Genomic DNA, 24527 nt, shown 5'->3' with positions numbered 1-24527 from the left:
CCGCTTCAAAGAAAGGCTCGGCCGACAGGTTCCTTCTTATTGCCCTTTCGTCACCGTCGCTGTGGTCGCTTCACTATGGTTTTGCGCTTTGTCTTCTTGTGTCACAATGATCATCAGCTGGCCATTGTTGAATGCAGACAGATCGATCGTCTTCGAAAAATTCCCATTCGAGTCCGCCGACGTCCATTCCACGAGAGATTTTTGCCCATCCGTAATGATGATTTGCACCAATGCGTTGCTTTCTGCCGTTCCTGCGATCGTATATGCCGCTTGATTTTGATTCGTAACAGCTGGCAGGGCGTTCAATGATGGAGCGGCAACAGCTGTATCCTTCCAAACCGTCGCGGTTGCCTCTGGGCTTACATTGCCTGTAACGCTCGTTTGAACGGCTGTAATGGTAATCAGTCCATCGCTTAACGGGGAAATATCCGCTTCTACACGGTATCTCCCGTTTTCTTCCACCGTACCGACTGTGCTGATTTCATTCGTTCCATCGGACAAAGTGACCTCCACTTCCGCTCCTGGCTCTCCCTTGCCCGTCACCTCATAAGCAGTTGCATCTGCACTGGCGTTCACATATCCTTTATTGTCAATAGACGGCTTGGCCGGAGAAGACAACGATTTGATGAGGACGACACTTGCCATCCGGCTTTCATTCCCCGCTTGATCGATCGTTTTCACACGGATCGTGATCTTCCCGTCCTTCAGAGAAGAAGTATTGATCTCCACTTCATAATTCCCATCTTCATCCACAAGCCCGCTCGCTGAGACGGATTTTTTTCCATCAGCAGCCTCCACCACCACTTTCTCTCCAGGCGTTCCTGTCCCCGTTACTGGATAAGCTTCATAGTTGAAAGCGTTGATATATCCTTCATTCAACAGCTCAGGGGCCTCTATGCTCACATCTTTCCGAAGCACTTTCTTCGATTGGCCGCTTTGGTTTCCTGCCGAATCCACACTAACCGCGGAGACCGTAATCTCTCCTTCCGCCAATCTTCTTGCATCGATCACCGCCCGGAATCTCCCTTTGCCGTCTGCACGCACCGTTTTGGTGATGCGCTGCTTTCCATCGCTCAACAAAACTTGCACAGCGCTATGGGGTTCTGCTGTTCCTTGGACAGCATAAGCGTTCTGCTGCTTGGCATTGATCCATCCTTTATTCGTGATCACCGGAACGGAAGGCGCCTTCGTATCCTTGATAATCTTTTTTTGTACGCGGCTATGCTTCTGTCCCTTGATGATTTGCGTGACAGACACCGTCAAAGTCCCATCTCGTAATGTCGATACGTTGACCGGCGCTTCAAACGATCCGCTCTTTTGAACAACAGTGTCATGAGTGACAGATGCTTTTCCATCGGTGATCACAATTTTGATCTTCGCTCCCTTGAGCCCTTTTCCTTTTACGATATACTCTTTCACAGTTGAAGCATTCACCGGCTGTGCACTTTCAATGGCAAGCTTGGCCGGTTTCGACGCATATGCTTCAGACTCCGCCGCTCCCGCTATGGCTAAACTGACGACTGCGAAACTAGAAACCATCCATGTTTTCCAACTCATACCGATCCCCTTTTCATTATAATTTTGCTCGTCGAAGCAGAAAGAGAAAATACGGCGCACCGATGAATGCCGTTAAGATGCCGACCGGAATTTCGATTGGCGCCGCGATGGTTCTTCCTGCCGTATCCGCGCTGATCATCAAAATCGCTCCTAATAAGGCGCTGACCGGAATGAGCCGCTGATAATCGGCCCTTGTCAACAAACGGGCAAGATGGGGGATGACCAGTCCCACAAATCCGATCGGACCCGATACAGCTACGGCGCTTCCACACAAGCCGACCGCGATGAGGAAGATCAGGAAACGCGCCGCCTGAACACGCATTCCCAAGCTTGCGGCCACATCATCGTGCAGCTGCAAGACATTCATGCGGCGATAACAAAGATAAGCGAGTCCGAGTCCAACAACTGACCAAGGAGCGATGAGAAAAACATGTTCCCATGTCCGTCCCCATAAACTCCCCGCCAACCAAATGACCGCGGCATCAATTCCTTTGGTCGCAAAAACCAAAATCCCTGTAATGACGGCCTGAAACAAGGCATCAAAAGCAATCCCCGATAGGGCAAACCGGCCCTTATCCATTCCTTTCTTCCAAGCAAACGCATACACGCAAAGGCCGGCGAAGAGAGCCCCGAAAAAGGCGACGAACGGCAGGCCGCTGACAGGAAAATGCGGAATGATCAGCAGCGCCAACACAGCAAATAAGCTGGCGCCAGCCGTCATGCCAATGACATTCGGAGCGGCAAGCGGGTTTTGCGTCACGGCTTGCAACAGCGCTCCGGATACGGCGAGGTTGGCGCCGACAAACAGCCCGGCCAATATCCTTGGCAAGCGATATTCCCACACGATTTCCCCATTCAGGGAAGACTTTCGGTTGAAAAATGCCTCCCATACTTGCGAAACAGGGATTTTCACATCCCCGAAACAAGCGCCGAGCGGCACGATGATGACAAGAAGCAATGCCAACCCAGCCACAAGTCCCACATCACGCTTACGCATTCCATTCGCCCTGCTTCCTAATCAAATACAAAAAATATGGGCAACCAATGGCGGCGGTAAACACCCCGACAGGAAGTTCAATCGGCTGCGCCACCAAGCGTGCAAGCAAGTCAGCCGTCAAAAGCAACATTCCTCCGCACAAGGCGCTGACCGGAACGATATACGTATAATTCACCCCGACCATTTTTCGGACGATGTGCGGAATGATCAAGCCGATAAACCCAATGACCCCGGATACGGACACCGCACTTCCAGCCAAAATAATAATCATGACTGCCATCACAGTTTTGAGAATCCCCACATGAACACCAAGCCCTTTGGCTGTATCATCGCCGAGCTCCAACAGATCCATTTTCGAAGCGATCATGATGGACAGGAGCAAGCCAGCAAGAGACCACGGAGCGATCAGCGAAACATGGCGCCATGTCAAGCCGTTTAACCCACCGGCCAGCCATGCATATACGGCGGCCGCATCCTGGCCAAGCAAGACCAAAATTCCCACGGTGATCGCATGCAAAAATGCGCTGACCGCCACTCCGGCAAGGGTCAAACGAACCGGGGAAAGGGCGCCTCTCTTCAGAGACAAACTATATACGAGGGCTCCCCCAACCGCCGCCCCCAAAAAGACAAGGGGAGAAAAGAAAAGAAGGGGAAGGCCGGCGAAAAAATACTCGATGAGAACAACCATCGCAGCAGCGCCGGCCGACACTCCCATGATTTTTGGCTCGGCCATTGGATTTTTCGTTAAACATTGCATCATCGCTCCAGCGACCGCCAGATTCGCCCCAATCAAAACCGCCAAAAGCGCACGGGGAAACCGTAGATTCCAGACAACCGTTCGTGCTTTGGATCCATCATCATGCAAAAAGACATCCAGCACTTTTGGAATCGGCACAAAAAACGGACCAGAGACTAAAGAAACGATCATCAACAAAACAATGCCCAATCCTGCAATGACGCTGATCCATATGGCTTTTTTTCCGTATGTCAAAAATGACATCCTCTCGCCGGCATCATCCTATTACTGATAACGTTTTAATATGGATGCCGCTTCTTTTACAATCAATTTCGCCGCCAACGGTCCCCGGCTGCGAGACCAAAGATCGCGATTGACTTCCACCACCCGTTTCTTTTTCACCGCTTTTAATTGGAACCAAATCGGGTTGGCTTTCACTTTTTTCAGGTCATTCTTCCCAGGATCCGTATAGGCAAACAGCACGTCTGGATCGATTTCTAAAATTCTTTCTAAACTTACTGTTTTAAAGTCGGAGTATTCATCCCCTTTTTCCTTAAATGCATAATCAGCCTTAAGCGCCGTAAAAATCGATCCGGAGAATGAGTTGTCCTGCCATACATTAATGCCATCTTTATTTACGAAAAAGCCCAATACACGAAGATTTTTATCTTTTAATTTTGCCTGCTGCGATTTCAATTCTTTATAAAACTGATTCACAAACGATTTTGCCTTCGCCTTCCGCCCTAAGATGTCTCCCAATACAAGAAGCTGATTCATCGCTTCTTTGTAGCTGTTCGCACGAAATCCCGCTACTGGCGCAATCTTTTTCAGCTGAGGGATAATCGCTTTATGGAACTCAAATTCATGGTCGATAATGATCAAATCCGGTTTGAGCGCTGCGATTCTCTCCAAACTCGGGGCGCTAAGTGCCCCAACGCTTGGCACCCCTTTTAGTTTATTGCGCAAGTATGTAGGCACCGTTCCAGAATTGGAAATCGTATACCCCACTGGCTTTAAGCCTAACGTGACAACGGCATCTGTCCCCGCCATGCTTAACGTGACAATCCGCTTCGGGGTACCTTTGATCACCAGCTTGCCAAGCTCCGTCTTAAACACCCTTGTCTTGGATGCGGCCTCAACAGGCGCAGCCGGTTGAGCCAACGGCACAAGCAACACGAACAGCGCCATCAGCACGGCAAGAAGAGAGGTCCATTTTTTCTGCAACACGTTACATATTCCCCCTTCAATCTATATTTAATAATGATAATCCTTATCAATTAAGATGATAGTTGATATTGAATATCTTTGTCAATACAATAATAAAAAACATTCATGAGCAAGCGTTGCTCCCCACCCTGGCATGAAAATCGCTGATCAAAGCGGCGCATTTTTACAGAAAAAGAAAATCGGTTTTGCAAGGGTTTCTCTAATTGAGAAAGAATGCGAATCGATAGTCTTTTTTACCAAATCACCCACCCTCTAGAAGGATGGTGAAAAACGAGAACGGCCTGCAAATCGATGGCATTTCATCAGAAAAGAAAGCCGATTGGCCGCGTTTTTCGAATTGAAAGATAGCAGGAATCAGCCATATTTTGCGCTAAATCACCAGCACTCTAGAACTTGTCGCCCCTTTTCATCATAATTCTTCAAAAAATCCCTTGTCTCCCCCCATACGATTTATGCTAAAATGGAAGCTGGATGTCCCCAAATCTGCTGCACACATGCCCACGGATGATCAACTCCTTTGGCAAACCCTTCACCAACAAGGTCCAGACAGCGTTAGGAAAGCAACAAAAGCCATGAATAGCTGTTTTGAATCACCGTCAATCCACACTTGGAAAGGATGATCCATATGGAAGCATTGCTTACCCAAATTTTAGATCGGCTCGATCAACTCCATTCGAGCGTCGGCGTCTTGACATCCGACGTCAACGAGATGAAAAATCAACTGAACAAGATCGAAGCGAGAGCGGGCAGCATCGAAGAGAGAGTGAACAGCATCGAGGCGAGAGTAGACAGCATCGAATCAAGAGTAAACAACATTGAAGCCAACATGGCCACCAAAGACGAACTCGCCGAGCTCCGATCCAAAGTGGACGACATCGAAGCGAAAATGGCCACGAAAGACGAACTCGCTGAACTTCGCTCCACTGTGAACGGACTCCAGTCCAACGTAAACGAAATTCAAGCGAAGATGGCGACCAAAGAGGAACTGGCTGAACTCCGGTCCAAAGTGAATGAACTCCAATTCAAAGTGAACGAACTTCAATCCAATGTAAACGAAATTCAAGCAAAGATGGCGACCAAAGACGATCTCGTTCCTATTCGACAAGCGGTCATGGAAATCGATCAAATTGTCAAAAGGATCGAAGTCAACCAAGAACGCCACGAGCACATTTTGGCCATCCTCTCCAAACGCTCGATTGAACATGAGGCATCCATCGCCAGCCTGCGGCAAGCGCAATAACTCGACAAGGGAACAAATGGACAAGGGGCGAGCTGTGCAGCGCAACATGGAAAAAACATTCCTTCCAGACACGAACCGCGGGGGCTGTCCGAAAGAAATTCCCCCAAATCAACACAACAACTTGACAGCGTTTGAACCATGTTTAGGATATCCACAGGGGCACTCATCACATCCGGGAAGGCCAAGCGTCTTCCCGGATGTGTCTGGCTTGAAACATGCTTGTCTTCAGGCGACATCTCATCCATCAACATTTTTTGTCAGCCCTTTCGTTTGCCGTTCTTATTCTTCCTGCAAAACTCTCTACATGATGTACGTCTTATTCCGATTCATGTTTCAAAAAACACAAATTTTCCACTTCTCCACACACCCCGTCTCCTTTGATTTGCCGCTCCAGCCATGAAGCCGAAAAAGCGTTGGGCGCGGTTCTCCTCCTTCGCAACGAATAAACCAAATGATTCCGATCATGCTAAAGACGGAAAAAAACTCGAAACAGACCAGGCCATTTTTTATACGAAAACCGGTGCGGTCATTCGCGCGAAATCGGTCATGCGTGTATGACGAATATCCAAACTGCTATTTCGTCTATGCCTATGGAGACAACGGAGCCGTCTACAGCATGGTGCTCGCCAAATGCTTGCGCGACTGGATCGCGGCCGGCCAAAGCGACAACGCCCAGCTCTACTTGCCGGACCGTCCGCTTGTCTCGGCGTTGTCTTCGTAATTACTTGTTTTCGGAATCCAACGAATTGTTTGGGCGCGTCATCGACAAGCTGCCCCCTCTCCCCCCGTGCTGGGAAGAGGGGGACAGCTTTTGCTTCGCATGCGGCAAAACGCTTTTATTCATCTTTGATCCGAACGTCGAATTCCGTTCGTTCATGGGCGTCTTTTATTTGAATCATCCAAGTGTCCGCTTGTTTGTCATAATGAACAGCCCGAATCACAGGAATCATATGCTCGAGCCGACTCTCTTCTTGTTTCAACGCTTGGCGAATCGCCTCCTCCTCCGATAAGCTGGCGCCATCACGCGGAGAGCTTGGCACAACCAATACTTTGCCCGCCTTCCCTTGGCCTGGATACGATTCAGCAATCCCCCCATCTATCCAAACTTGAACTTTTTGACCAATGTTCACCCGCGCTGGTGCACTAGAAACCAAGATGGCATTATAAAACTCTTTAAGCCCGCCTGTGGAACGAAAATCTTGCGGATCAGAACTGACAACCAAAATGCTCCCCCCTTCTTTTCTCACGACATACCCTTCAATGGCATAGCGGTCAGTTTGCCCGCTACAACCTGCCAACCAAACACTCCACACGGCGGCAATGAAAGCAAGCCATCTTTTCAGCCCAATCTCCTCCTCCTTTGTTATCATTAGTCGCATTTACGAAAAAATCGTTTCACTCTTTTATGAAAAGCTCCAGTTTGTCAAATCCATCATGGGTACTAAAAAAACATGATGATTGACGAAATCATGGATGATCTAGATGGTAGAAATGCAAAATTCGTGCAAAATTTTTTCGGATTCTATCGTTTTTTCGGAATTCCCAGAAAATGAAAAACGACCGCAAACGCGGTCGTATCAAGGGTTCCACGATTTTAGATCGTGGGCTATCGAATTCCAAGGATGCCGATGGTGGGAGTCGAACCCACACGGGGGGCTACCCCACACGATTTTGAGTCGTGCGCGTCTGCCAATTCCGCCACATCGGCGCGACAATTAACAATTTACCAAATCATCTTTCAACTGTCAACACTTTTTTATTCATTAGATATGAAGGCGGCACCCGGATTCGAACCGGGGGTAAAGGTTTTGCAGACCTCTGCCTTACCACTTGGCTATGCCGCCTTGATCGAGAGCGGAAGACGGGACTCGAACCCGCGACCCCCACCTTGGCAAGGTGGTGTTCTACCACTGAACTACTTCCGCATCCGTGGCTGGGGTAGCTGGATTCGAACCAACGCATCACGGAGTCAAAGTCCGTTGCCTTACCGCTTGGCTATACCCCAACGCTGTAAGTGAAGGGCGACTAGTGGGAATCGAACCCACGCATGCCAGAGCCACAATCTGGTGCGTTAACCACTTCGCCATAGTCGCCATAATCATGATAGGAATGGCAGGGGCAGTAGGAATCGAACCCACACCGGAGGTTTTGGAGACCTCTGTTCTACCATTAAACTATGCCCCTTTGTTAAGATGGTGGAGGGGGACGGATTCGAACCGCCGAACCCAAAGGGAGCGGATTTACAGTCCGCCGCGTTTAGCCACTTCGCTACCCCTCCAAGGAATGGTGCCGACTGCAGGACTTGAACCCGCAACCTACTGATTACGATTCAGTTGCTCTACCAATTGAGCTAAGTCGGCATAATTATGATATAAATCGTGGCTCATTGTTCATTTGTTGTGTCCCTTCCTCTACCAGCCAATTCGAAGAAGCTGGGTGCGTCGGGACAACTCGCAACCGATTCGATGAAGCGGATGCTCGTCTCTGCCAATAGAGCTAAGTCAGCTTGCTATCAATTATATGGTGGCTCGGGACGGAATCGAACCGCCGACACAAGGATTTTCAGTCCTTTGCTCTACCGACTGAGCTACCGAGCCGTATCTTATTTTTCCCTTGTTCGTTGATGACTTTTGTGTCCCTTCCTCTACCAGCCAATTCGAAGATGCTGGGTGCGTCAGGACAACTCGCAGCAGATTCGACGATGCGGATGCTCGTCTCTACCGACTGAGCTACCGAGCCATATTAAGTTTTACGCTACTTTACTTGTGCTGCATTGTGCCTCTTCCTCTGCCAGCGGATTCGAAGATGCTGGATGCGTCGAGGCAACTCGATGCGAATTCGATGAAACGGATGCTCGTCTCTACCGACCGAGCTGCCGAGCCGTATTTCACCGATCACATGATTCGTTGCATCATGCATTTTTGGAAAGATGGCGGTCCCGACGGGACTCGAACCCGCGATCTCCTGCGTGACAGGCAGGCATGTTAACCACTACACTACGGGACCAATTTTGGTTGCGGGGGCAGGATTTGAACCTGCGACCTTCGGGTTATGAGCCCGACGAGCTACCGGACTGCTCCACCCCGCGACGATAAGAAAGTAAATTAATTTGCACAATGCTCTTATCGTTGTTGTTCGTCGCCTCTTCCTCTACAAGCTGATTCAAAGATGCCAGATGCGTCGAGGCAACTCGAAGCGGATTCGATGAAGCAAAGGCTCGTTGCTCCACCCCGCGATGATGAGAAAGCAAGTCAGCTTTTATATTAAGATGGTGGAGGATGACGGGATCGAACCGCCGACCCCTTGCTTGTAAGGCAAGTGCTCTCCCAGCTGAGCTAATCCTCCACAAAGAAGTGACCCGTACGGGATTCGAACCCGTGTTACCGCCGTGAAAGGGCGGTGTCTTAACCACTTGACCAACGGGCCATGCTGATGGATAATGGCGGAGAGCAAGGGATTCGAACCCTTGAGGCGCTATTCACGCCTACACGATTTCCAATCGTGCTCCTTCGACCACTCGGACAGCTCTCCACGATGGCTCCGCAGGCAGGATTCGAACCTGCGACCAATCGGTTAACAGCCGATTGCTCTACCACTGAGCTACTGCGGAATCATAACGACGGTCAATTCTCCCAACAAGATGTCCTGCCTCTTCCTCTGCCAGCCGATTCAAAGAAGCTGGACGCGTCAAGGCAACTCGCAGTTCATCCGATGATGCAAATGCTCGTCACTGAGCTGCTGCGAAATGACATCTCTTTAGACATTTACTATTATAATGATTCGCGCTGAGCTGTCAAGAGTTTTTTCATTCCCTCAAAACTAGATAACCGTCGGAAGAAGCCGCTCGCCTGCGCTTTTCGCTGTCTAGTTCCGGCCGCCATCGGCTCGCGACGCTTCGGTCCTGCTGCGGCGGGCTAAGCCCGCTCGCAGGCCCTCCAGCGCACCTCGCCGATAAGCGGGCGGCCTCCACTTTTCTTGCTGTCCAGTTCCAGCGCCTAGCTCTCTTCTGCCAAATAACCTTCCCCCTCGGGGTGCAAGCACCCCAGCGGGTGAAGAACATTTGGCTTCGAGAGCTAATCGCGGCGCTTTCACTTTTCTCACTAGGTCAAGCCCTCGATCGATTAGTATCCGTCAGCTCCACGTGTCGCCACGCTTCCACCTCGGACCTATCGACCTCGTCATCTTCGAGGGATCTTACCCGCTTCACGCGGTGGGAAATCTCATCTTGAGGGGGGCTTCACGCTTAGATGCTTTCAGCGCTTATCCCGTCCGCACATAGCTACCCAGCGGTGCCCCTGGCGGGACAACTGGTACACCAGCGGTGCGTCCATCCCGGTCCTCTCGTACTAAGGACAGCTCCTCTCAAATTTCCTCCGCCCGCGACGGATAGGGACCGAACTGTCTCACGACGTTCTGAACCCAGCTCGCGTACCGCTTTAATGGGCGAACAGCCCAACCCTTGGGACCGACTACAGCCCCAGGATGCGATGAGCCGACATCGAGGTGCCAAACCTCCCCGTCGATGTGGACTCTTGGGGGAGATCAGCCTGTTATCCCCGGGGTAGCTTTTATCCGTTGAGCGATGGCCCTTCCATGCGGAACCACCGGATCACTAAGCCCGACTTTCGTCCCTGCTCGACCTGTCCGTCTCGCAGTCAAGCTCCCTTGTGCCTTTGCACTCTCCGAATGATTTCCAACCATTCTGAGGGAACCTTTGGGCGCCTCCGTTACCTTTTGGGAGGCGACCGCCCCAGTCAAACTGCCCACCTGACACTGTCTCCCACCCCGTTAAGGGGTGCGGGTTAGAATTTCAATACCGCCAGGGTGGTATCCCACCGCCGCCTCCACCGAAGCTGGCGCTCCGGCTTCCCAGGCTCCCACCTATCCTGTACAAGCGATACCAAAATTCCATATCAGGCTGCAGTAAAGCTCCACGGGGTCTTTCCGTCCTGTCGCGGGTAACCTGCATCTTCACAGGTAGTATAATTTCACCGGGTCTCTCGTTGAGACAGCGCCCAAGTCGTTACACCTTTCGTGCGGGTCGGAACTTACCCGACAAGGAATTTCGCTACCTTAGGACCGTTATAGTTACGGCCGCCGTTTACTGGGGCTTCGGTTCGCACCTTCGCTTCCGCTAAGCGCTCCCCTTAACCTTCCAGCACCGGGCAGGTGTCAGCCCCTATACGTCGCCTTTCGGCTTCGCAGAGACCTGTGTTTTTGATAAACAGTCGCTTGGGCCTTTTCACTGCGGCTCTTCAGGGCTCTTCACCCCAAAGAGCACCCCTTCTCCCGAAGTTACGGGGTCATTTTGCCGAGTTCCTTAACGAGAGTTCTCCCGCGCGCCTTAGGATTCTCTCCTCGCCTACCTGTGTCGGTTTGCGGTACGGGCACCTCTTCCCTCGCTAGAGGCTTTTCTTGGCAGTGTGAAATCGGGGACTTCCGGATCCATCCGTCGCCGTCACCGCTTGGCCTTATGATCCGCGGATTTGCCTGCGGATCAGCCTCACGGCTTGGACAGGCTCTTCCAGCCGCCTGCTCGCCCTATCCTCCTGCGTCCCCCCATCGCTCAAACGGGAAGAAGGTGGTACAGGAATCTCCACCTGTTGTCCATCACCTACGCCTTTCGGCCTCGGCTTAGGTCCCGACTAACCCTGAGCGGACGAACCTTCCTCAGGAACCCTTAGGCTTTCGGCGCAGAGGATTCTCACCTCTGTTTTCGCTACTCATACCGGCATTCTCACTTCTAAGCGCTCCACCAGTCCTTCCGGTCTGGCTTCTCTGCCCTTAGAACGCTCCCCTACCGATGACCAACGGTCATCCCGCAGCTTCGGCGGCACGTTTAGCCCCGGTACATTTTCGGCGCAGAGTCACTCGACCAGTGAGCTATTACGCACTCTTTAAATGGTGGCTGCTTCTAAGCCAACATCCTGGTTGTCTCGGCAACTCCACATCCTTTTCCACTGAACGTGCACTTCGGGGCCTTAGCTGGCGGTCTGGGCTGTTCCCCTCTCGACCACGGATCTTATCACTCGCGGTCTGACTCCCGGGCATAAGTCATTGGCATTCGGAGTTTGACTGGGTTCGGTAACCCGTTTTGGGCCCCTAGCCCAATCAGTGCTCTACCTCCAAGACTCCTAAACCCGAGGCTAGCCCTAAAGCTATTTCGGGGAGAACCAGCTATCTCCAAGTTCGATTGGCATTTCACCCCTACCCACACCTCATCCCCGCACTTTTCAACGTGCGTGGGTTCGGGCCTCCAGCCGGTGTTACCCGGCCTTCACCCTGGACATGGGTAGATCACCTGGTTTCGGGTCGACGACGACGTACTCACACGCCCTGTTCAGACTCGCTTTCGCTGCGGCTCCGCCTCTTCGGCTTAACCTCGCACGCCATCGTCACTCGCCGGTTCATTCTACAAAAGGCACGCCATCACCCATCAACGGGCTCTGACTACTTGTAGGCACACGGTTTCAGGTTCTCTTTCACTCCCCTCCCGGGGTGCTTTTCACCTTTCCCTCACGGTACTGGTGCACTATCGGTCACTAGGGAGTATTTAGCCTTGGGAGATGGTCCTCCCTGCTTCCGACGGGATTCCTCGTGTCCCGCCGTACTCAGGATCCGCTCGGGAGGGAACGAAGTTTCGACTACAGGGCTCTCACCTTCTCTGGCCGGCCGTTCCAGACCGGTTCGTCTACCCCGTCCCTTTCTCACTCCCATCGTGAGCGGTCCTACAACCCCAAAAGGACACGCCTCTTGGTTTGGGCTGTTCCCGTTTCGCTCGCCGCTACTCAGGGAATCGCGGTTGCTTTCTTCTCCTCCGGGTACTAAGATGTTTCAGTTCCCCGGGTGTGCCCTCCATGCCCTATGGATTCAGGCATGGATACTGCCCCATTACGGACAGTGGGTTCCCCCATTCGGACATCTCCGGATCAACGCTTGCTTACAGCTCCCCGAAGCGTTTCGGCGTTTGCCCCGTCCTTCATCGGCTCCTAGTGCCAAGGCATCCACCGTGCGCCCTTTCTAGCTTAACCTATTGCGCTCTCGGCTTCTTCCTTATGTTAATCGGTTATCTAGTTTTCAAGGAACGAAGTAGCTCCTTTGAATTCGCTTCTTCGCTGGTTTGCGTCGAGGAATCCAGCTTCTCTGAATTCACTTGTAGACGCAGACGCAAAGCAACTGAAGGAATTGCTCATTCCTTCAAAACTGAACGAAACAGAAGCGCGATGGATTGGTAGGTTGGCCATTACGGCCTCCGCTTTTCGGATTGTCTAGCTCCGGCCGCCATCGGCTCGCGACGCTTCGGTCCTGCTGCGGCGGCGACAGCCTCCTCGCAGGCCCTCCAGCGCACCTCGCCGATAAGCGGGCGGCCTCCGCTTTTCATCCTTAGAAAGGAGGTGATCCAGCCGCACCTTCCGGTACGGCTACCTTGTTACGACTTCACCCCAATCACTTGCCCCACCTTCGGCGGCTGGCTCCCTTGCGGGTTGCCTCACCGACTTCGGGTGTTGCAAGCTCTCGTGGTGTGACGGGCGGTGTGTACAAGGCCCGGGAACGTATTCACCGCGGCATGCTGATCCGCGATTACTAGCGATTCCGGCTTCATGCAGGCGAGTTGCAGCCTGCAATCCGAACTGAGAGCGGCTTTTTGGGATTCGCTCCCCCTCGCGGGTTCGCAGCCCTTTGTACCGCCCATTGTAGCACGTGTGTAGCCCAGGTCATAAGGGGCATGATGATTTGACGTCATCCCCACCTTCCTCCGACTTGTCGCCGGCAGTCCCTCTAGAGTGCCCAACTGAATGCTGGCAACTAGAGGCGAGGGTTGCGCTCGTTGCGGGACTTAACCCAACATCTCACGACACGAGCTGACGACAACCATGCACCACCTGTCACCCTGTCCCCCCGAAGGGGGAACGCCCAATCTCTTGGGTTGTCAGGGGATGTCAAGACCTGGTAAGGTTCTTCGCGTTGCTTCGAATTAAACCACATGCTCCACCGCTTGTGCGGGCCCCCGTCAATTCCTTTGAGTTTCAGCCTTGCGGCCGTACTCCCCAGGCGGAGTGCTTATCGCGTTAGCTGCAGCACTAAAGGGTGTGACCCCTCTAACACTTAGCACTCATCGTTTACGGCGTGGACTACCAGGGTATCTAATCCTGTTTGCTCCCCACGCTTTCGCGCCTCAGCGTCAGTTGCAGGCCAGAGAGCCGCCTTCGCCACTGGTGTTCCTCCACATCTCTACGCATTTCACCGCTACACGTGGAATTCCGCTCTCCTCTCCTGCACTCAAGTCCCCCAGTTTCCAATGACCCTCCACGGTTGAGCCGTGGGCTTTCACATCAGACTTAAGGAACCGCCTGCGCGCGCTTTACGCCCAATAATTCCGGACAACGCTCGCCCCCTACGTATTACCGCGGCTGCTGGCACGTAGTTAGCCGGGGCTTCCTCGTGAGGTACCGTCACCGCGCCGCCCTCTTCGAACGGCGCCCCTTCGTCCCTCACAACAGAGCTTTACGACCCGAAGGCCTTCTTCGCTCACGCGGCGTCGCTCCGTCAGGCTTTCGCCCATTGCGGAAGATTCCCTACTGCTGCCTCCCGTAGGAGTCTGGGCCGTGTCTCAGTCCCAGTGTGGCCGGTCACCCTCTCAGGCCGGCTACGCATCGTCGCCTTGGTGAGCCGTTACCTCACCAACTAGCTAATGCGCCGCGGGCCCATCCGCAAGTGACAGCCAAAGGCCGCCTTTCAACCAAAGACCATGCGGTCTTCGGTGTTATCCGGTATTAGCTCCGGTTTCCCGGAGTTATCCCGGTCTTGCGGGCAGGTTGCCCACGTGTTACTCACCCGTCCGCCGCTGACCAAACCAGAGCAAGCTCCGATTTGGTCCGCTCGACTTGCATGTATTAGGCACGCCGCCAGCGTTCGTCCTGAGCCAGGATCAAACTCTCCAAAGAAAGTTGATTGGCTTTTGCTTTGGCCAAAGCGGCCTCCGCTTTTCGAATTGTCTAGCTTCGGTCCGCCGCCGCTCGGGGTCAAATAACCTTCCCCCTCGGGGTGCAAGCACCCCTGCGGGTGAAGAACATTTGCCCGTCGCGATCGCCAGGATGGCGATATTTCGCCGTTGCCCGCAGGACGCGGGCTGCTGTTAGGCGAAATACCGGACCTCCGCTTTTCGTCGCGCTTCGTTTCGTTCAGTTTTCAAGGAACAAGCTTTCGACTGTTTTGTCTCTCTCAAACAGCTCTTTTATGTTAGCATAACATCTTTTTCGATGTCAACTGCTTTTTTTGCTTCGCATCGCTGTCAAACAACCTCTTCGATCAGCGACGTTTTCTAATATACCACCTTAACTCGAAAAAAGCAATACCTTTTTAAAAAAATTTTAGGACGCGCTGATCCATCCCCGTTCCCTCTTCTCCATCCCACAGGAAAGCGTTCTTTTCCTAAAAAAGGGGAATGAACACCGGCGCGAGTGCATACATTTTTTCTATGGCATCGCTATATAGATGCGATTGGACGCTTTCACATCGACGGCTTTTGCAGAGCGACTGGATCGACTGCCTGGCGACCGAACAACGCCGCTTCCAGCCCCACGCCTGGGTCTGTGAAGCAGGTAGTCGTTCCGTCTTCCGCCACGCCAAGGTGCGGCGAAGAAGACGGCGGTTTGCCTCGGGCGGTCGAAATAGGCAAGCGACTTTTTTCGTCAAGGACGTGGAGAACTTTTCCGTTTTGCATCTATATCGTTGTTATGATCCTTTCATCAAGGAGGCTTCTTCACTTTGATTCGCGTGTTGTCGCCAATCAACTTTGACGTTTCGAGTTCGTTTTCGCTTCCGGCCAGCGAACAACGAATCTTAGATGCCCTTGTTTCCTCGCCTAAGTTGTATACGTATGCAAACAAACACCAGCTTCGATTTGAAATCGCCTTGCGCGACCGCATTGTTCGGGCGGCGGGCGAGTTGGCGAAAAGCCGGGCGCGGTTTGCCATTTTCCGTTTTTCGCGCTGCAACAGCGATTTCTGGACGCGGGACGAGCGCGGCGGCTTCCGTCTTCGTCCAGATGTCACGGCTTCCGAAGCGATTCAGGACATTTTTGTCCATAGCGAGCGATACGCGTTTGAATGCGCGACCGCGATCGTCATCGTGTTCTACAAGGCCGTGCTTGACGTAATCGATCCAGCGGCATTCAACCGGCTGTTTGCGGATTTGCTGCTGTATGACTGGCATACCGACCGGGATCTTGGCATTCAAACAAAAAAAGATGAACACTTTCTCCCCGGAGATTGCCTCTATTTTAAAAACCCGGAATTCGATCCGCTGACGCCGCAATGGCAAGGGGAAAACACGATCTACTTGGGCGATGGCTTGTTTTACGGGCACGGCATCGGCATCCAGACGGCAGACGGCATCATCGCCGCGCTCAATCGAAAACGAAAGCGGGGGGCGACGAAATCCGCTTACCTGCTTCCCGATATCACGCAAGTCGATTTCGCTTATTTGTCCCAATTCGCCCGCAGCTTCGATGAATTCCGTCTGCCGATCCGCCGCTCTTCCTTTATCTTTGGAACGTTAGGGTCCGCTCTGTTCTTGCACCGTTAGCGGACCTTTTTCGCTTTTCTCCCACAAATACAGGGCGATTCCTGTTAAAATAAAAATACCGCCGATCCATTGAAACGGACGGATCGGTTCGCCAAACAGCCAGTAGGCCAAGGCGGAAGCGCCGATCGGTTCAAATAAAATCGCCATCGACACCGTCGAGGCGCTGACCCATTTGACCGCCCAGTTCATCACCGAATGGCCGAGCAGCGTTGGAATGACGGCGAGAGCGAGAAAACAAAGCCAATCCGTCAGCTGATACGCCGTCAGCGAAAGGCGAAACAGCATCGCGTACAGCCACAACACCGCCGCGCTGATGCCATAGACGATATAGGTATACGTCATCAATGACAACCGTTGGCGCACCTCTTGGCCGAACAGCCAATACGCCGTGACAAACGCGCACGAAAGCAGCGCCAATCCATCGCCGTACAGCGCTTCACCGCTGACGCGGAAGTCTCCCCAGCTGATGAGAACGCTGCCGATAATGGCCAACACCGCGCTCCCGACCGCGCCAACGGTCAACCGTTCGCGGAAAAACAACGCGCCGCCTGCGAAGGCAAACAGCGGCTGCAGCGTCACAAGCACGACCGAACTAGCGACGGATGTATAGTCGAGCGATTCAAACCAAAGGATAAAATGAAAGGCAAGCAAAACCCCAGAACAAAGCGAAAACAGCCAATCGCGCCGAGAGATGCCTCGGAGTTCGCTTCGATGCCGGAGGAACAACGGCGTCATGATGGCGACGGCCAAAAAGAGTCGATAAAAGGCGATCACCGCGGACGGCGCCTGCGACCATTTGACGAAAATGGCCGATGTTGACACGGCAAGCGCGCCGATGAATAGAGCAGCATAAGCCTTTATGGTGCTTGGCGGCTTCATTCGTTTTCCTCTCCTTGTCTCGGTCAAGCGCAGTTCTTGGCCGCCGTTTTCACGCCGGGCGAAAACAGGCGTCATCAGGCGTTTTCTTTCATTATACCATGAACGAGGTGAGAAGCGATGATGTTTGATCCGTTCCTCAAACTAGGGATTTCCGCCATTCTCGGGCTGATCATTGGGCTGGAACGGGAATTGAAGCGAAAACCGGTCGGGTTGAAAACGTGCCTTGTCATTTCCATTTCCAGCTGCTTGCTTACAATCGTTTCGATCGAATCGGCGTACGTCTTTCCGCTCAAAGACCATATTACAATGGACCCGCTTCGACTGGCGGCGCAAATTGTGTCCGGGGTCGGTTTTTTAGGAGCAGGCGTCATTTTGCGCCGCGGCAACGACAGCATCACCGGGCTGACGACCGCCGCGATCATTTGGGGGGCGGCAGGGATTGGCGTGGCGGTCGGCGCAGGCTTCTATTGGGAATCGGCGTTCGGCGTCGCGCTTCTCATTGTCAGTGTGGAACTCATTCCGTTTTTGATCAATTTTTTCGGACCGAAGCAGCTGCGCGAAAAAGAGGTGCTGCTGCAAATCACCGTGGCGGACGCCAAAAACATTACAAAGGTCATCGACCATTTAAAACAACAGGACATCAATATTAAAACGATGCGCATTAAAGATGTGGAAGAGAATGAACATTTGCTGAAACTAAGAGCCGTCATTGACCAAAAGCGCTCGACCGCCGAACTTTACTACGTCATCCGCTCCATTGACGATGTCGTGCACGTTGATATTGAAAGCGGGTGATCAAAAAAGGATTGCAATTGTCCGCATCCATATATATAATGGGACATGGATAGATCATCCATATCCTTTTTTGGGGCATTAGCTCAGTTGGGAGAGCGTCGTGCTGGCAGCGCGAAGGTCACCGGTTCGAGCCCGGTATGCTCCATTTGCCAAACCCTTGCTGTGCAAGGGTTTTTTATTTTCGTTTTGGGAGATGGCGATGAGCCATCTCCCTGTGAACAAATTCCCAAAAGAAGCCTCCCACCATCTAAACGTGAAGGGGCGCCAGCACCAGTGAACGACCTGACTGAACCTCAAAGCGTGGGGCACACGGGAGATCGCTCGGTTCACGTCCCGTCATGAGATGAGACTGCTCGGGCTCTTACGCCCTTCGGCTTCATCCGTCCAGGTTGGTTTTGTATTTTTTCAGACGTTCCTCGAGCTCTCGGCGCGCCTGCTCAACGTCAAAGTCGTCGTCTTCCGGCTGGCTGTAATCCATGTTCAGCCAATCCGGCACGATTTCGGTGCGGATCGGTTTCCGCATCGTTCTCCCGCCATCGGATGAAGGCGGGGCGGATCGCTGCTTCATCCGCTGTTCCCGAAACGCCAACCGCGCGGCGCGCACTTCGTCCACGGTGCGGTACCCTTTCTCCGTCCAGTCGCGCAAAATCGTTTCCACGTACACCCACCGTTTTGCGCCGTTTTCCACCGCGATTTTCAATGCTTCCAACACCAATTCCTCGGACGCATCGTCCACCCACGCATTGATCTTTTCCCGCAAATAATCGCCGATCACGCCAAACCCGTTTTCCTCACAGAAGCGAACGATCTCCTTGTATGTGCGCACGCGCGCGTCTTCTTCGTCTTCCTTTTTGATCTCTGCTGTCATCTCTGTTGTTGTCTCTGGTATTGGTCTCGTCAAATTGAGCGCCTTGACCGCCCAGTTTGACCAGTTGGACGGTTCATTTTGCGCAAATGGACGGACTGTTTCGCCCATCGTCTGCTCATTTTGGCCGGTCGAAACACCATCGCAAACGGCTGAAATCGGATGTTGTTGAATCATCGAAACGCTGCTCGGCCTCATCGATCCCCTCTCTTCCATAGCCAAAACCTTGTTTTGAGCGGTCGAAGTGCCAGACGCCAACACCTCCCCATGAACCACGGAAGCGCCGCCTTGAACGGCCGAGACGCCATCTTGCACAATCGAATCCCCGCCGTGCGTCGTCAACCCCTCATCGTGAACGAACGAAGCCCCGTCTTGAGTAAATGAAAACGCATCTGGAACGATCGAAACGCCATTCGCGGTCATCACGCCATCATCGGCCGCCTGCCCATGTTCTCCGCCCGACATTTCTGACATTTCTTTCGTTATTTCGGCCAGTTTGTCATAGTCGATCCGATACCATTTCGTTTTATCGATCTTGGAACGGTTAAAATTCGCCGCAACGATAATACCCATTTTCTCGAGCTTGGTAATCGTCCGGCGGACCGTGCTTTCCGACCAGAACGGGAATTGTCGCTGCCAGTCTGCATACGTGTTGTACACCCACTTATAGCCGTCATGGACGTTTTCGCTTTTCTTGAGCCAATAATGCAGCTGCTGAACAACGATGCTTTCGTTCAACCCGATCGCCAAAGCGAGCTGCGGCAAAATGACCAACGGTTGATCATCGAAAAGCAAGTTGGACATGTCATCCTCTCCCCCCTCAAACATCCTTGATTGACGAGATGTTTCCTCATAGTTCCACTTTTTTGATAAACTTTATCGTGAACGAACGCAAATCGCCTAACAGCGCGATAACGGCCATATTGGCTTGATTTTTCGCTGAAAAACGGCAAAAACCGGCATAACATGTGCGATCGTGTGCTGAAACCCATCCATTGCGGACATCCGGTTCTTGTTCAAGAGGAAGAAATGTTTTTCGAGTGGAGGGATCGTTTTTGAAACGAATGGTCATATTCTTGTTTTGTTTCCTGTTGATGTTCCCGATTTCCGCTTTTGCCCACCCTGGCGAGCTTGATGAGTTGGGCGGGCACTTCCGCGGCAGCGACTGCGTGTATTTGCTCCATGAGCCGACTGCGCTGGCGAAGCAGGCGAAAACGAAACAAGAGCTTGTCCAGCTTATTCAAACATACAACGGCAATGAACGATGCAAGCGGCATCTCACCCCAGAACGAATCGACCTGGACGGCCATACGCTGGGGAAGAAAGAAGATCGTTCTACGTTGCGCCTTGGCCGCACCTACCCGGCTGAATTGGTCGAGTGCATTGACGGCGATACGGCGAAGTTTCGCGTCAACGGCCATGTATACACGACGAGGTTTTTGTTCATTGATACGCCGGAGAGCACGATCCAAGTCGAACCGTATGGGAAAGAAGCAAGCCGGTTTACATGTTCCCGCTTGCATCAAGGGAACATTTTGCTTGAGACCGACGGAGACGCGCTGTTTGACAAATACCAGCGGCTGCTCGCCTGGGTGTGGGTCGGCAAGCGCCTGCTGCAAGAAGATCTCGCCAAAGCCGGACTTGTCGAAGACTTTTATGACTATGGCGATTACAAATACGAAGCGCGCGTCCGCAAGGCGTACGAGGAGGCGAAACGAACCGGAGCGGGCATGTACGGCAAGCGTGCCGCTGGAGAGAGGGAGGGGGCAGGGACGGAAACGCGGCCGCAGACGAAGGAAAAGACGGCCAAGACCGATCACCCGCCAGCTTTGGAGAACAAAACGCCGCTCGAACGATCCGGCCGTCCGGTTCTTTATACGCTGCTTGGCCTAGCGGCGGCCGCCGCGCTCTATTGGCTCATCCGCCGGTTGACATGATCAACGGCCGGTGATGGAACGAATATCAGGCTTTGCAACAATGTTTTTCAAATTGAAAAAACCTTGCAGCGCCGCAGTTTCATCCCTTGAGCTTTCTCACGAACGGATCGAGCGAATCCGTTGGGTTTCGCCGGCCTTCTGGGGAAAAGAAAAAGCCTGTCCCCAGCGGGCAGGCCTTTTCTTCAACGTTTTCATCTTGTGTGTTTTCTTTCTCCCTCATTGCCTCGGCAGCAGCTCTTCAATGCCGTCCGGGCCGCTTTCCATCCGCGCCGGCGACTCGCCGAGCCGCCGAAATCCGTATTTCTCAAGGCGCATGATTTGTTCGTCGGTCAAATCGGTGTACGCGATGACAGACGGCGTGCCGGACGATTTATAAATCAAATTGCCGGTCACCGGGCATTGAAACGCGTCAGCGACAAATCCTTCCCCATCTTGGATCGTAAACAGCCGAATCGGCATGACGTTCATCATTCTCCCTCTTTCCTTGACATTGTCATGATTATCCGTGCCCCATCGGACGCCATTCTATACAAGCCGTTTGCCGACAATGACCAAATCGCGTTCCACGCCGTCCAATTCCGCCACGCGCGGAAAATATCCCCATCGTTCAAATCCGAAGCGGGAGAAAAGCCGCAAACTTGGTTCATTATGCGCAAAAATAAAGCCGAGCAGCGTCTTGATCCCAAGTTCGGGCGCCCGTTCGACCGCCCGCTCGAGCAGCTTCGCCCCAAGCCCCCGGCCGCGGTGCGTTTCGGCGATATAAATGCTTACCTCCGCCGTATGGCGGTACGCCGGGCGGCCGTAAAACGACTGAAAGCTGAGCCAGGCGCAAACCACGCCGTCGTCCTCGACGACCCAAAGCGGACGATTGTGCGGGTCATGGGCCTCAAACCACGCCCGCCGGCTTTCGACCGACACCGGCTCCAAGTCCGCCGTCACCATCCGGCTTGGGATCGTTTCATTATAAATGCGGACAATGTGCGGCAAATCTTCCATCGTCGCATCGCGGATCAACCATGATTCCATTCTCATCCCCACCTTTTCTCGATAAGCATTTCGTTTCCAAAAACGAAAAAAGCAGGAGTATAATCATAACATATGGACTGGCAAAGAAAGGGGAAAGGGATGAAACGCCAGCTTGTCGTCTATCTTGTGTCGCTCGCCGCGTTTCTCGGCCCGTTTACGCAAACGATTTACACTCCTATTTTACCAGAAGTGCGGGAGGCGTTTGCGACTTCTTCGTTTTTGATCAACTTGACGATTTCCATTTTCACTTTCTTCCTGGCGATGATGCAAATCGTCTATGGCCCGCTCACCGACCGGAAAGGACGGAGGACGGTGCTGCTTGGCGGCATCGTATTTGACCGTGCTGTCCATTTTCTTTTTCTTGATCGCGGCCCAACGATCGCTTTCGCTGCTTGTTTTGGCCATCGCCTTGTTCGGCTTGTTTTTAGGCCTTTCGCTCCCAGTGCAGATGACCGTACTGACGAACGTTTTTCAAGCGAACCGCTCGACAGCGATCGGCGTGTACAACTTTTTCCGCTATATGGGCATGGCGTTCGGACCAATGATCGGCAGCGCGCTGTTTGCCGCTGGAGGGTATCATCTCGTCTACGGAATCGATGATATTCTCTTTTTCGCCTGCGCCTTGCTGTTGACAGTGCGCGTTGCCCGGACGCGCCGCCAATCCGCTGTCTGACAAAACGAAGCCGCTTGCCCGACATGTCGTTCGGCAAGCGGCGGATTTCCCCGTCTTTCGCTCCATCAACGTTTCATCCGATGTCTACGTCCTTGCACCGACTCCCTCTGATTGTCGTCTGAAAAGCCGTCTTGTTCACGAAACAGACGGCGAACAACAACCGTTTTCTTGCGGGCCGCCCGGACGCTTCATGCCGGAAAACGCCTTTACTCGAACCAAGCGCGCTCGGGAAACGCAAGAAGGCTCCCGCGCTGTCAGCCGGCCTCCCCTTTTCACTCCCGCTCTTCCGTCAATTCCGAAACCGGCACATCCCGGCGCTCATGAAGCCGCCCGTCGCGCAAATGGACGGTCGCCGTCTGTTTTTCTTCATCATACCCGTCAATCCAGACCGACACGCCGTTGTAATACACCGGAATATCGGCAGGGGAAGAAACGATTTGTTTGACACGGTTCATATCCATGACCACTGTCCCCTTTCTGTGATGTTCCGTTTCCTAGTATGGGAAAAAACAGGAATGTTTATGCAAAAACGGCTCACACTAAAAAAAGACAAAAGCAAAAGAGGGGTGGACGATGAAAACAAGAAACGTGCTGTTATCGTATTGGCGCTGGCCGCCCGTGCTTCGCCTGTTTGTCTCGGCGAGCGCGTTGATCGTGCTGTTTGGCGCGCTGATGCGCTTCATTGAACCAGAGACGTTCCGCACGGTGTTCGACGGCGTGTGGTGGGCGATCGTGACGTCGGCGACAATCGGCTACGGCGACATCGCCCCGAAAACGGTCGCTGGAAAACTCGCGGCCATTGGGCTCATCGTCCTTGGCACCGGCATCCTCACCGCTTATTTCGCTTCCGTCTCCGCCGCGGCCGCCGCCCGGGAAACCGCTTTTACAAGCGGACAGCTCCGGTATACAGGGCGCGGCCATGCGGTGATCGTCGGCTGGAACGAGCGGGCGCGCGAGGTGCTCTTTCGCCTCTCGCGGCACGACGCCTCCATGCGTTTCGTCCTCATCGACGCCACCGTTCCGTCCCACCCGCTTCCGAACGCGCCGGTTCATTTCATTAAAGGAACGGCAAGCGACGATGCGGTGCTGGAGAAGGCCAATATTCAAGAAGCGCGTTTTTTGCTCATCACCGCCGATCCGCATAAAGCGGAATCGGAAGCCGATAAAGATACGATTGTCACGCTGCTTGCCGCCAAAAGCCTCAACCCGTCGGTGTACGCCATCGTGGAAATCCTAACGGGCCGAAACGTCCAGAACGCCTTCCGCGCCGGGGCGGATGAGGTGATTCAGACAAACTTGCTGGCGAGTTTCGCCATGGCTGCCAGCCTTCGCTCGCCGGGCGCCGCCAGCGTGTGGGAGACGGCGCTTTACCGCCTGGACGGACAGACGCTCTGCCTTCTCGAGCCAGACGAACAGCAAATCGGCCAGCCATTCGCCGCCGTTCAACAGCAGCTGCTCAAGCAAAACGTGACGCTGCTTGGCGTCATCCACGGAGATCACGGAGCGATTTCCGTTGCACCGGACCGCCCGATTCAACAAAGCGACCGCCTGTTTGTGCTTGCCCCTTAATCGAGCAGGCGGCGCTCCAGCTCTTGGACAAGCGCCTTTCCGACGGAAATGTATCGCTCGGGTACGGTCGCATCCGGGTCTTGCGGCTCGGCAAACTGATTGAATGAGGCGCTGATGTTGCCGACATCGGCGAAATCATCGATGCCCCGTTGGTATTTATGCGCAAGCAAAAACGGCCGCCCAAGCTCCACCGTCGTTCCGTGCGAATCAAGCTGCCCGTCGACCGCCCGAAACGGCACGCGCAAAAACTGGTAGCCCGCGTCATCGGCGATTTTGTAGTCGAAATAGCCGTGATCGTAGTCCCACCCGCCGCCGATTGTATATCCCATTGGTTTTAATTGCTCTTCCAAATGGTACAGTTGAAATTGTTTCCCTTCCAAACGCGATGGCATTTCAATCATGCACAATCCCTCCTTTCTTTTATCGTTTCCCGTTTGGC

At 53.2% G+C, this 24527-nt stretch carries 18 protein-coding genes, 16 tRNA genes, 2 rRNA genes and 2 pseudogenes; 9 read left to right on the top strand and 29 right to left on the bottom strand.

The window, feature by feature from the left end:
- Positions 1-36 precede the first annotated feature (36 nt).
- From GC56T3_RS03385 to GC56T3_RS03370, 4 genes are read right to left on the bottom strand one after another with little or no spacing between them, the layout of a single operon-like run.
- Positions 37-1557 (bottom strand): Ig-like domain-containing protein, encoded by a 1521-nt coding sequence (locus GC56T3_RS03385; RefSeq protein ID WP_193568252.1) that lies wholly within the window; start codon positions 1555-1557, stop codon positions 37-39.
- Between the two features lie 16 nt (positions 1558-1573).
- On the bottom strand, positions 1574-2554 hold the full coding sequence (locus GC56T3_RS03380) for an iron ABC transporter permease (RefSeq protein WP_013144381.1): 981 nt from the start codon (positions 2552-2554) through the stop codon (positions 1574-1576).
- A complete protein-coding gene (locus tag GC56T3_RS03375; RefSeq protein ID WP_041468205.1) occupies positions 2547-3554 on the bottom strand; it encodes an iron ABC transporter permease in 1008 nt (335 codons plus the stop codon). Before GC56T3_RS03375 ends, GC56T3_RS03380 begins: the two co-directional genes overlap by 8 nt.
- A gap of 21 nt (positions 3555-3575) precedes the next feature.
- Positions 3576-4517 carry an ABC transporter substrate-binding protein gene (locus GC56T3_RS03370; protein WP_013144379.1) on the bottom strand — a complete coding sequence of 314 codons (942 nt, stop codon included), beginning with the start codon at positions 4515-4517 and terminating at the stop codon, positions 3576-3578.
- 625 nt (positions 4518-5142) lie between these two features.
- Between GC56T3_RS03370 and GC56T3_RS03365 the strand changes: the two genes are divergently transcribed.
- Positions 5143-5757 carry a hypothetical protein gene (locus GC56T3_RS03365; RefSeq protein WP_013144378.1) on the top strand — a complete coding sequence of 205 codons (615 nt, stop codon included), beginning with the start codon at positions 5143-5145 and terminating at the stop codon, positions 5755-5757.
- Between the two features lie 550 nt (positions 5758-6307).
- Positions 6308-6478, top strand: a pseudogene (locus GC56T3_RS19560) (FAD-binding oxidoreductase); the annotation flags it as partial.
- Between the two features lie 115 nt (positions 6479-6593).
- Here GC56T3_RS19560 and GC56T3_RS03355 read toward each other — a convergent pair.
- The 19 genes from GC56T3_RS03355 to GC56T3_RS03260 form a co-directional block, all read right to left on the bottom strand.
- Positions 6594-7127, bottom strand: a complete 534-nt coding sequence (locus tag GC56T3_RS03355) for a YobA family protein (protein WP_227456722.1) — start codon at positions 7125-7127, stop codon at positions 6594-6596.
- Between the two features lie 253 nt (positions 7128-7380).
- Positions 7381-7465 (bottom strand) — tRNA-Leu (locus GC56T3_RS03350).
- 65 nt (positions 7466-7530) lie between these two features.
- Positions 7531-7601 (bottom strand) — tRNA-Cys (locus GC56T3_RS03345).
- Between the two features lie 9 nt (positions 7602-7610).
- Positions 7611-7682, bottom strand: a tRNA-Gly gene (locus GC56T3_RS03340).
- A gap of 5 nt (positions 7683-7687) precedes the next feature.
- Positions 7688-7762, bottom strand: a tRNA-Gln gene (locus GC56T3_RS03335).
- Between the two features lie 15 nt (positions 7763-7777).
- Positions 7778-7850: transfer RNA gene (locus GC56T3_RS03330), tRNA-His, on the bottom strand.
- A gap of 17 nt (positions 7851-7867) precedes the next feature.
- Positions 7868-7941, bottom strand: a tRNA-Trp gene (locus GC56T3_RS03325).
- A 9-nt stretch (positions 7942-7950) separates the two neighbouring features.
- Positions 7951-8035, bottom strand: a tRNA-Tyr gene (locus tag GC56T3_RS03320).
- Between the two features lie 6 nt (positions 8036-8041).
- Positions 8042-8117: transfer RNA gene (locus GC56T3_RS03315), tRNA-Thr, on the bottom strand.
- A 161-nt stretch (positions 8118-8278) separates the two neighbouring features.
- Positions 8279-8354: transfer RNA gene (locus GC56T3_RS03310), tRNA-Phe, on the bottom strand.
- 333 nt (positions 8355-8687) lie between these two features.
- Positions 8688-8763 (bottom strand) — tRNA-Asp (locus tag GC56T3_RS03305).
- A 5-nt stretch (positions 8764-8768) separates the two neighbouring features.
- Positions 8769-8845: transfer RNA gene (locus tag GC56T3_RS03300), tRNA-Met, on the bottom strand.
- A gap of 181 nt (positions 8846-9026) precedes the next feature.
- Positions 9027-9102: transfer RNA gene (locus tag GC56T3_RS03295), tRNA-Val, on the bottom strand.
- A 9-nt stretch (positions 9103-9111) separates the two neighbouring features.
- Positions 9112-9183 (bottom strand) — tRNA-Glu (locus GC56T3_RS03290).
- 14 nt (positions 9184-9197) lie between these two features.
- A tRNA-Ser gene (locus tag GC56T3_RS03285) sits at positions 9198-9288 on the bottom strand.
- Between the two features lie 4 nt (positions 9289-9292).
- Positions 9293-9367, bottom strand: a tRNA-Asn gene (locus GC56T3_RS03280).
- Between the two features lie 491 nt (positions 9368-9858).
- A 23S ribosomal RNA gene (locus GC56T3_RS03270) occupies positions 9859-12788 on the bottom strand.
- Between the two features lie 356 nt (positions 12789-13144).
- Positions 13145-14702: ribosomal RNA gene (locus GC56T3_RS03265) — 16S ribosomal RNA — on the bottom strand.
- Together the 16S and 23S rRNA genes with 15 tRNA genes alongside form the textbook arrangement of a ribosomal RNA operon.
- A 566-nt stretch (positions 14703-15268) precedes the next feature.
- Positions 15269-15436, bottom strand: a complete 168-nt coding sequence (locus GC56T3_RS03260) for a hypothetical protein (RefSeq protein ID WP_227456686.1) — start codon at positions 15434-15436, stop codon at positions 15269-15271.
- A gap of 89 nt (positions 15437-15525) precedes the next feature.
- Between GC56T3_RS03260 and GC56T3_RS03255 the strand changes: the two genes are divergently transcribed.
- Positions 15526-16344 (top strand): protein-glutamine gamma-glutamyltransferase, encoded by an 819-nt coding sequence (locus tag GC56T3_RS03255; protein WP_013144375.1) that lies wholly within the window; start codon positions 15526-15528, stop codon positions 16342-16344.
- Here the strand turns inward: GC56T3_RS03255 and GC56T3_RS03250 are convergent.
- Positions 16315-17223: a DMT family transporter gene (locus GC56T3_RS03250; protein ID WP_013144374.1), complete on the bottom strand. Its 909-nt coding sequence runs from the start codon at positions 17221-17223 to the stop codon at positions 16315-16317. The genes GC56T3_RS03255 and GC56T3_RS03250 overlap by 30 nt on opposite strands.
- A gap of 117 nt (positions 17224-17340) precedes the next feature.
- Between GC56T3_RS03250 and GC56T3_RS03245 the strand changes: the two genes are divergently transcribed.
- Positions 17341-18018, top strand: coding sequence for an MgtC/SapB family protein (locus tag GC56T3_RS03245; protein ID WP_011232387.1), 678 nt, complete (start codon positions 17341-17343; stop codon positions 18016-18018).
- A 72-nt stretch (positions 18019-18090) separates the two neighbouring features.
- A tRNA-Ala gene (locus tag GC56T3_RS03240) sits at positions 18091-18163 on the top strand.
- A gap of 231 nt (positions 18164-18394) precedes the next feature.
- Here the strand turns inward: GC56T3_RS03240 and GC56T3_RS03235 are convergent.
- Positions 18395-19687 (bottom strand): DnaD domain-containing protein, encoded by a 1293-nt coding sequence (locus GC56T3_RS03235; RefSeq protein WP_013144373.1) that lies wholly within the window; start codon positions 19685-19687, stop codon positions 18395-18397.
- 251 nt (positions 19688-19938) lie between these two features.
- Here GC56T3_RS03235 and GC56T3_RS03230 point away from each other — a divergent pair, with 251 nt between their 5' ends.
- Positions 19939-20820, top strand: a complete 882-nt coding sequence (locus GC56T3_RS03230) for a thermonuclease family protein (protein WP_013144372.1) — start codon at positions 19939-19941, stop codon at positions 20818-20820.
- Positions 20821-21036: 216 nt separating this feature from the next.
- Here the strand turns inward: GC56T3_RS03230 and GC56T3_RS03225 are convergent, their stop codons facing one another.
- Together GC56T3_RS03225 and GC56T3_RS03220 are read right to left on the bottom strand one after the other, a co-directional pair.
- Positions 21037-21288: a hypothetical protein gene (locus tag GC56T3_RS03225; protein ID WP_013144370.1), complete on the bottom strand. Its 252-nt coding sequence runs from the start codon at positions 21286-21288 to the stop codon at positions 21037-21039.
- Positions 21289-21345: 57 nt separating this feature from the next.
- Positions 21346-21846 (bottom strand): GNAT family N-acetyltransferase, encoded by a 501-nt coding sequence (locus tag GC56T3_RS03220; RefSeq protein ID WP_013144369.1) that lies wholly within the window; start codon positions 21844-21846, stop codon positions 21346-21348.
- A gap of 72 nt (positions 21847-21918) precedes the next feature.
- Here GC56T3_RS03220 and GC56T3_RS20125 point away from each other — a divergent pair.
- Positions 21919-22122 (top strand): annotated as a pseudogene (locus tag GC56T3_RS20125) (hypothetical protein); the annotation flags it as partial.
- A gap of 43 nt (positions 22123-22165) precedes the next feature.
- Entirely contained in the window at positions 22166-22519 is a 354-nt protein-coding gene (locus tag GC56T3_RS20120; protein WP_041468200.1) for an MFS transporter, read from the top strand.
- Between the two features lie 272 nt (positions 22520-22791).
- Here GC56T3_RS20120 and GC56T3_RS03210 read toward each other — a convergent pair whose 3' ends face one another.
- The gene (locus GC56T3_RS03210; protein ID WP_013144368.1) at positions 22792-22980 is read right to left on the bottom strand and encodes an H-type small acid-soluble spore protein; all 189 of its coding nucleotides are present in this window, start codon (positions 22978-22980) and stop codon (positions 22792-22794) included.
- Between the two features lie 112 nt (positions 22981-23092).
- Here GC56T3_RS03210 and GC56T3_RS03205 point away from each other — a divergent pair, with 112 nt between their 5' ends.
- The gene (locus GC56T3_RS03205; protein ID WP_013144367.1) at positions 23093-24088 is read left to right on the top strand and encodes a TrkA family potassium uptake protein; all 996 of its coding nucleotides are present in this window, start codon (positions 23093-23095) and stop codon (positions 24086-24088) included.
- Here GC56T3_RS03205 and GC56T3_RS03200 read toward each other — a convergent pair.
- Positions 24085-24489 (bottom strand): YugN-like family protein, encoded by a 405-nt coding sequence (locus GC56T3_RS03200; protein WP_013144366.1) that lies wholly within the window; start codon positions 24487-24489, stop codon positions 24085-24087. The two genes, GC56T3_RS03205 and GC56T3_RS03200, sit on opposite strands and share 4 nt — an antisense overlap.
- Between the last annotated feature and the right edge of the window lie 38 nt (positions 24490-24527).

Source organism: Geobacillus sp. C56-T3 (assembly GCF_000092445.1).
GTDB lineage: Bacteria > Bacillota > Bacilli > Bacillales > Anoxybacillaceae > Geobacillus > Geobacillus thermoleovorans.
Note: the sequence above shows the minus strand (reverse complement) of the source record. Positions and strands in the feature narration are given on the sequence as shown.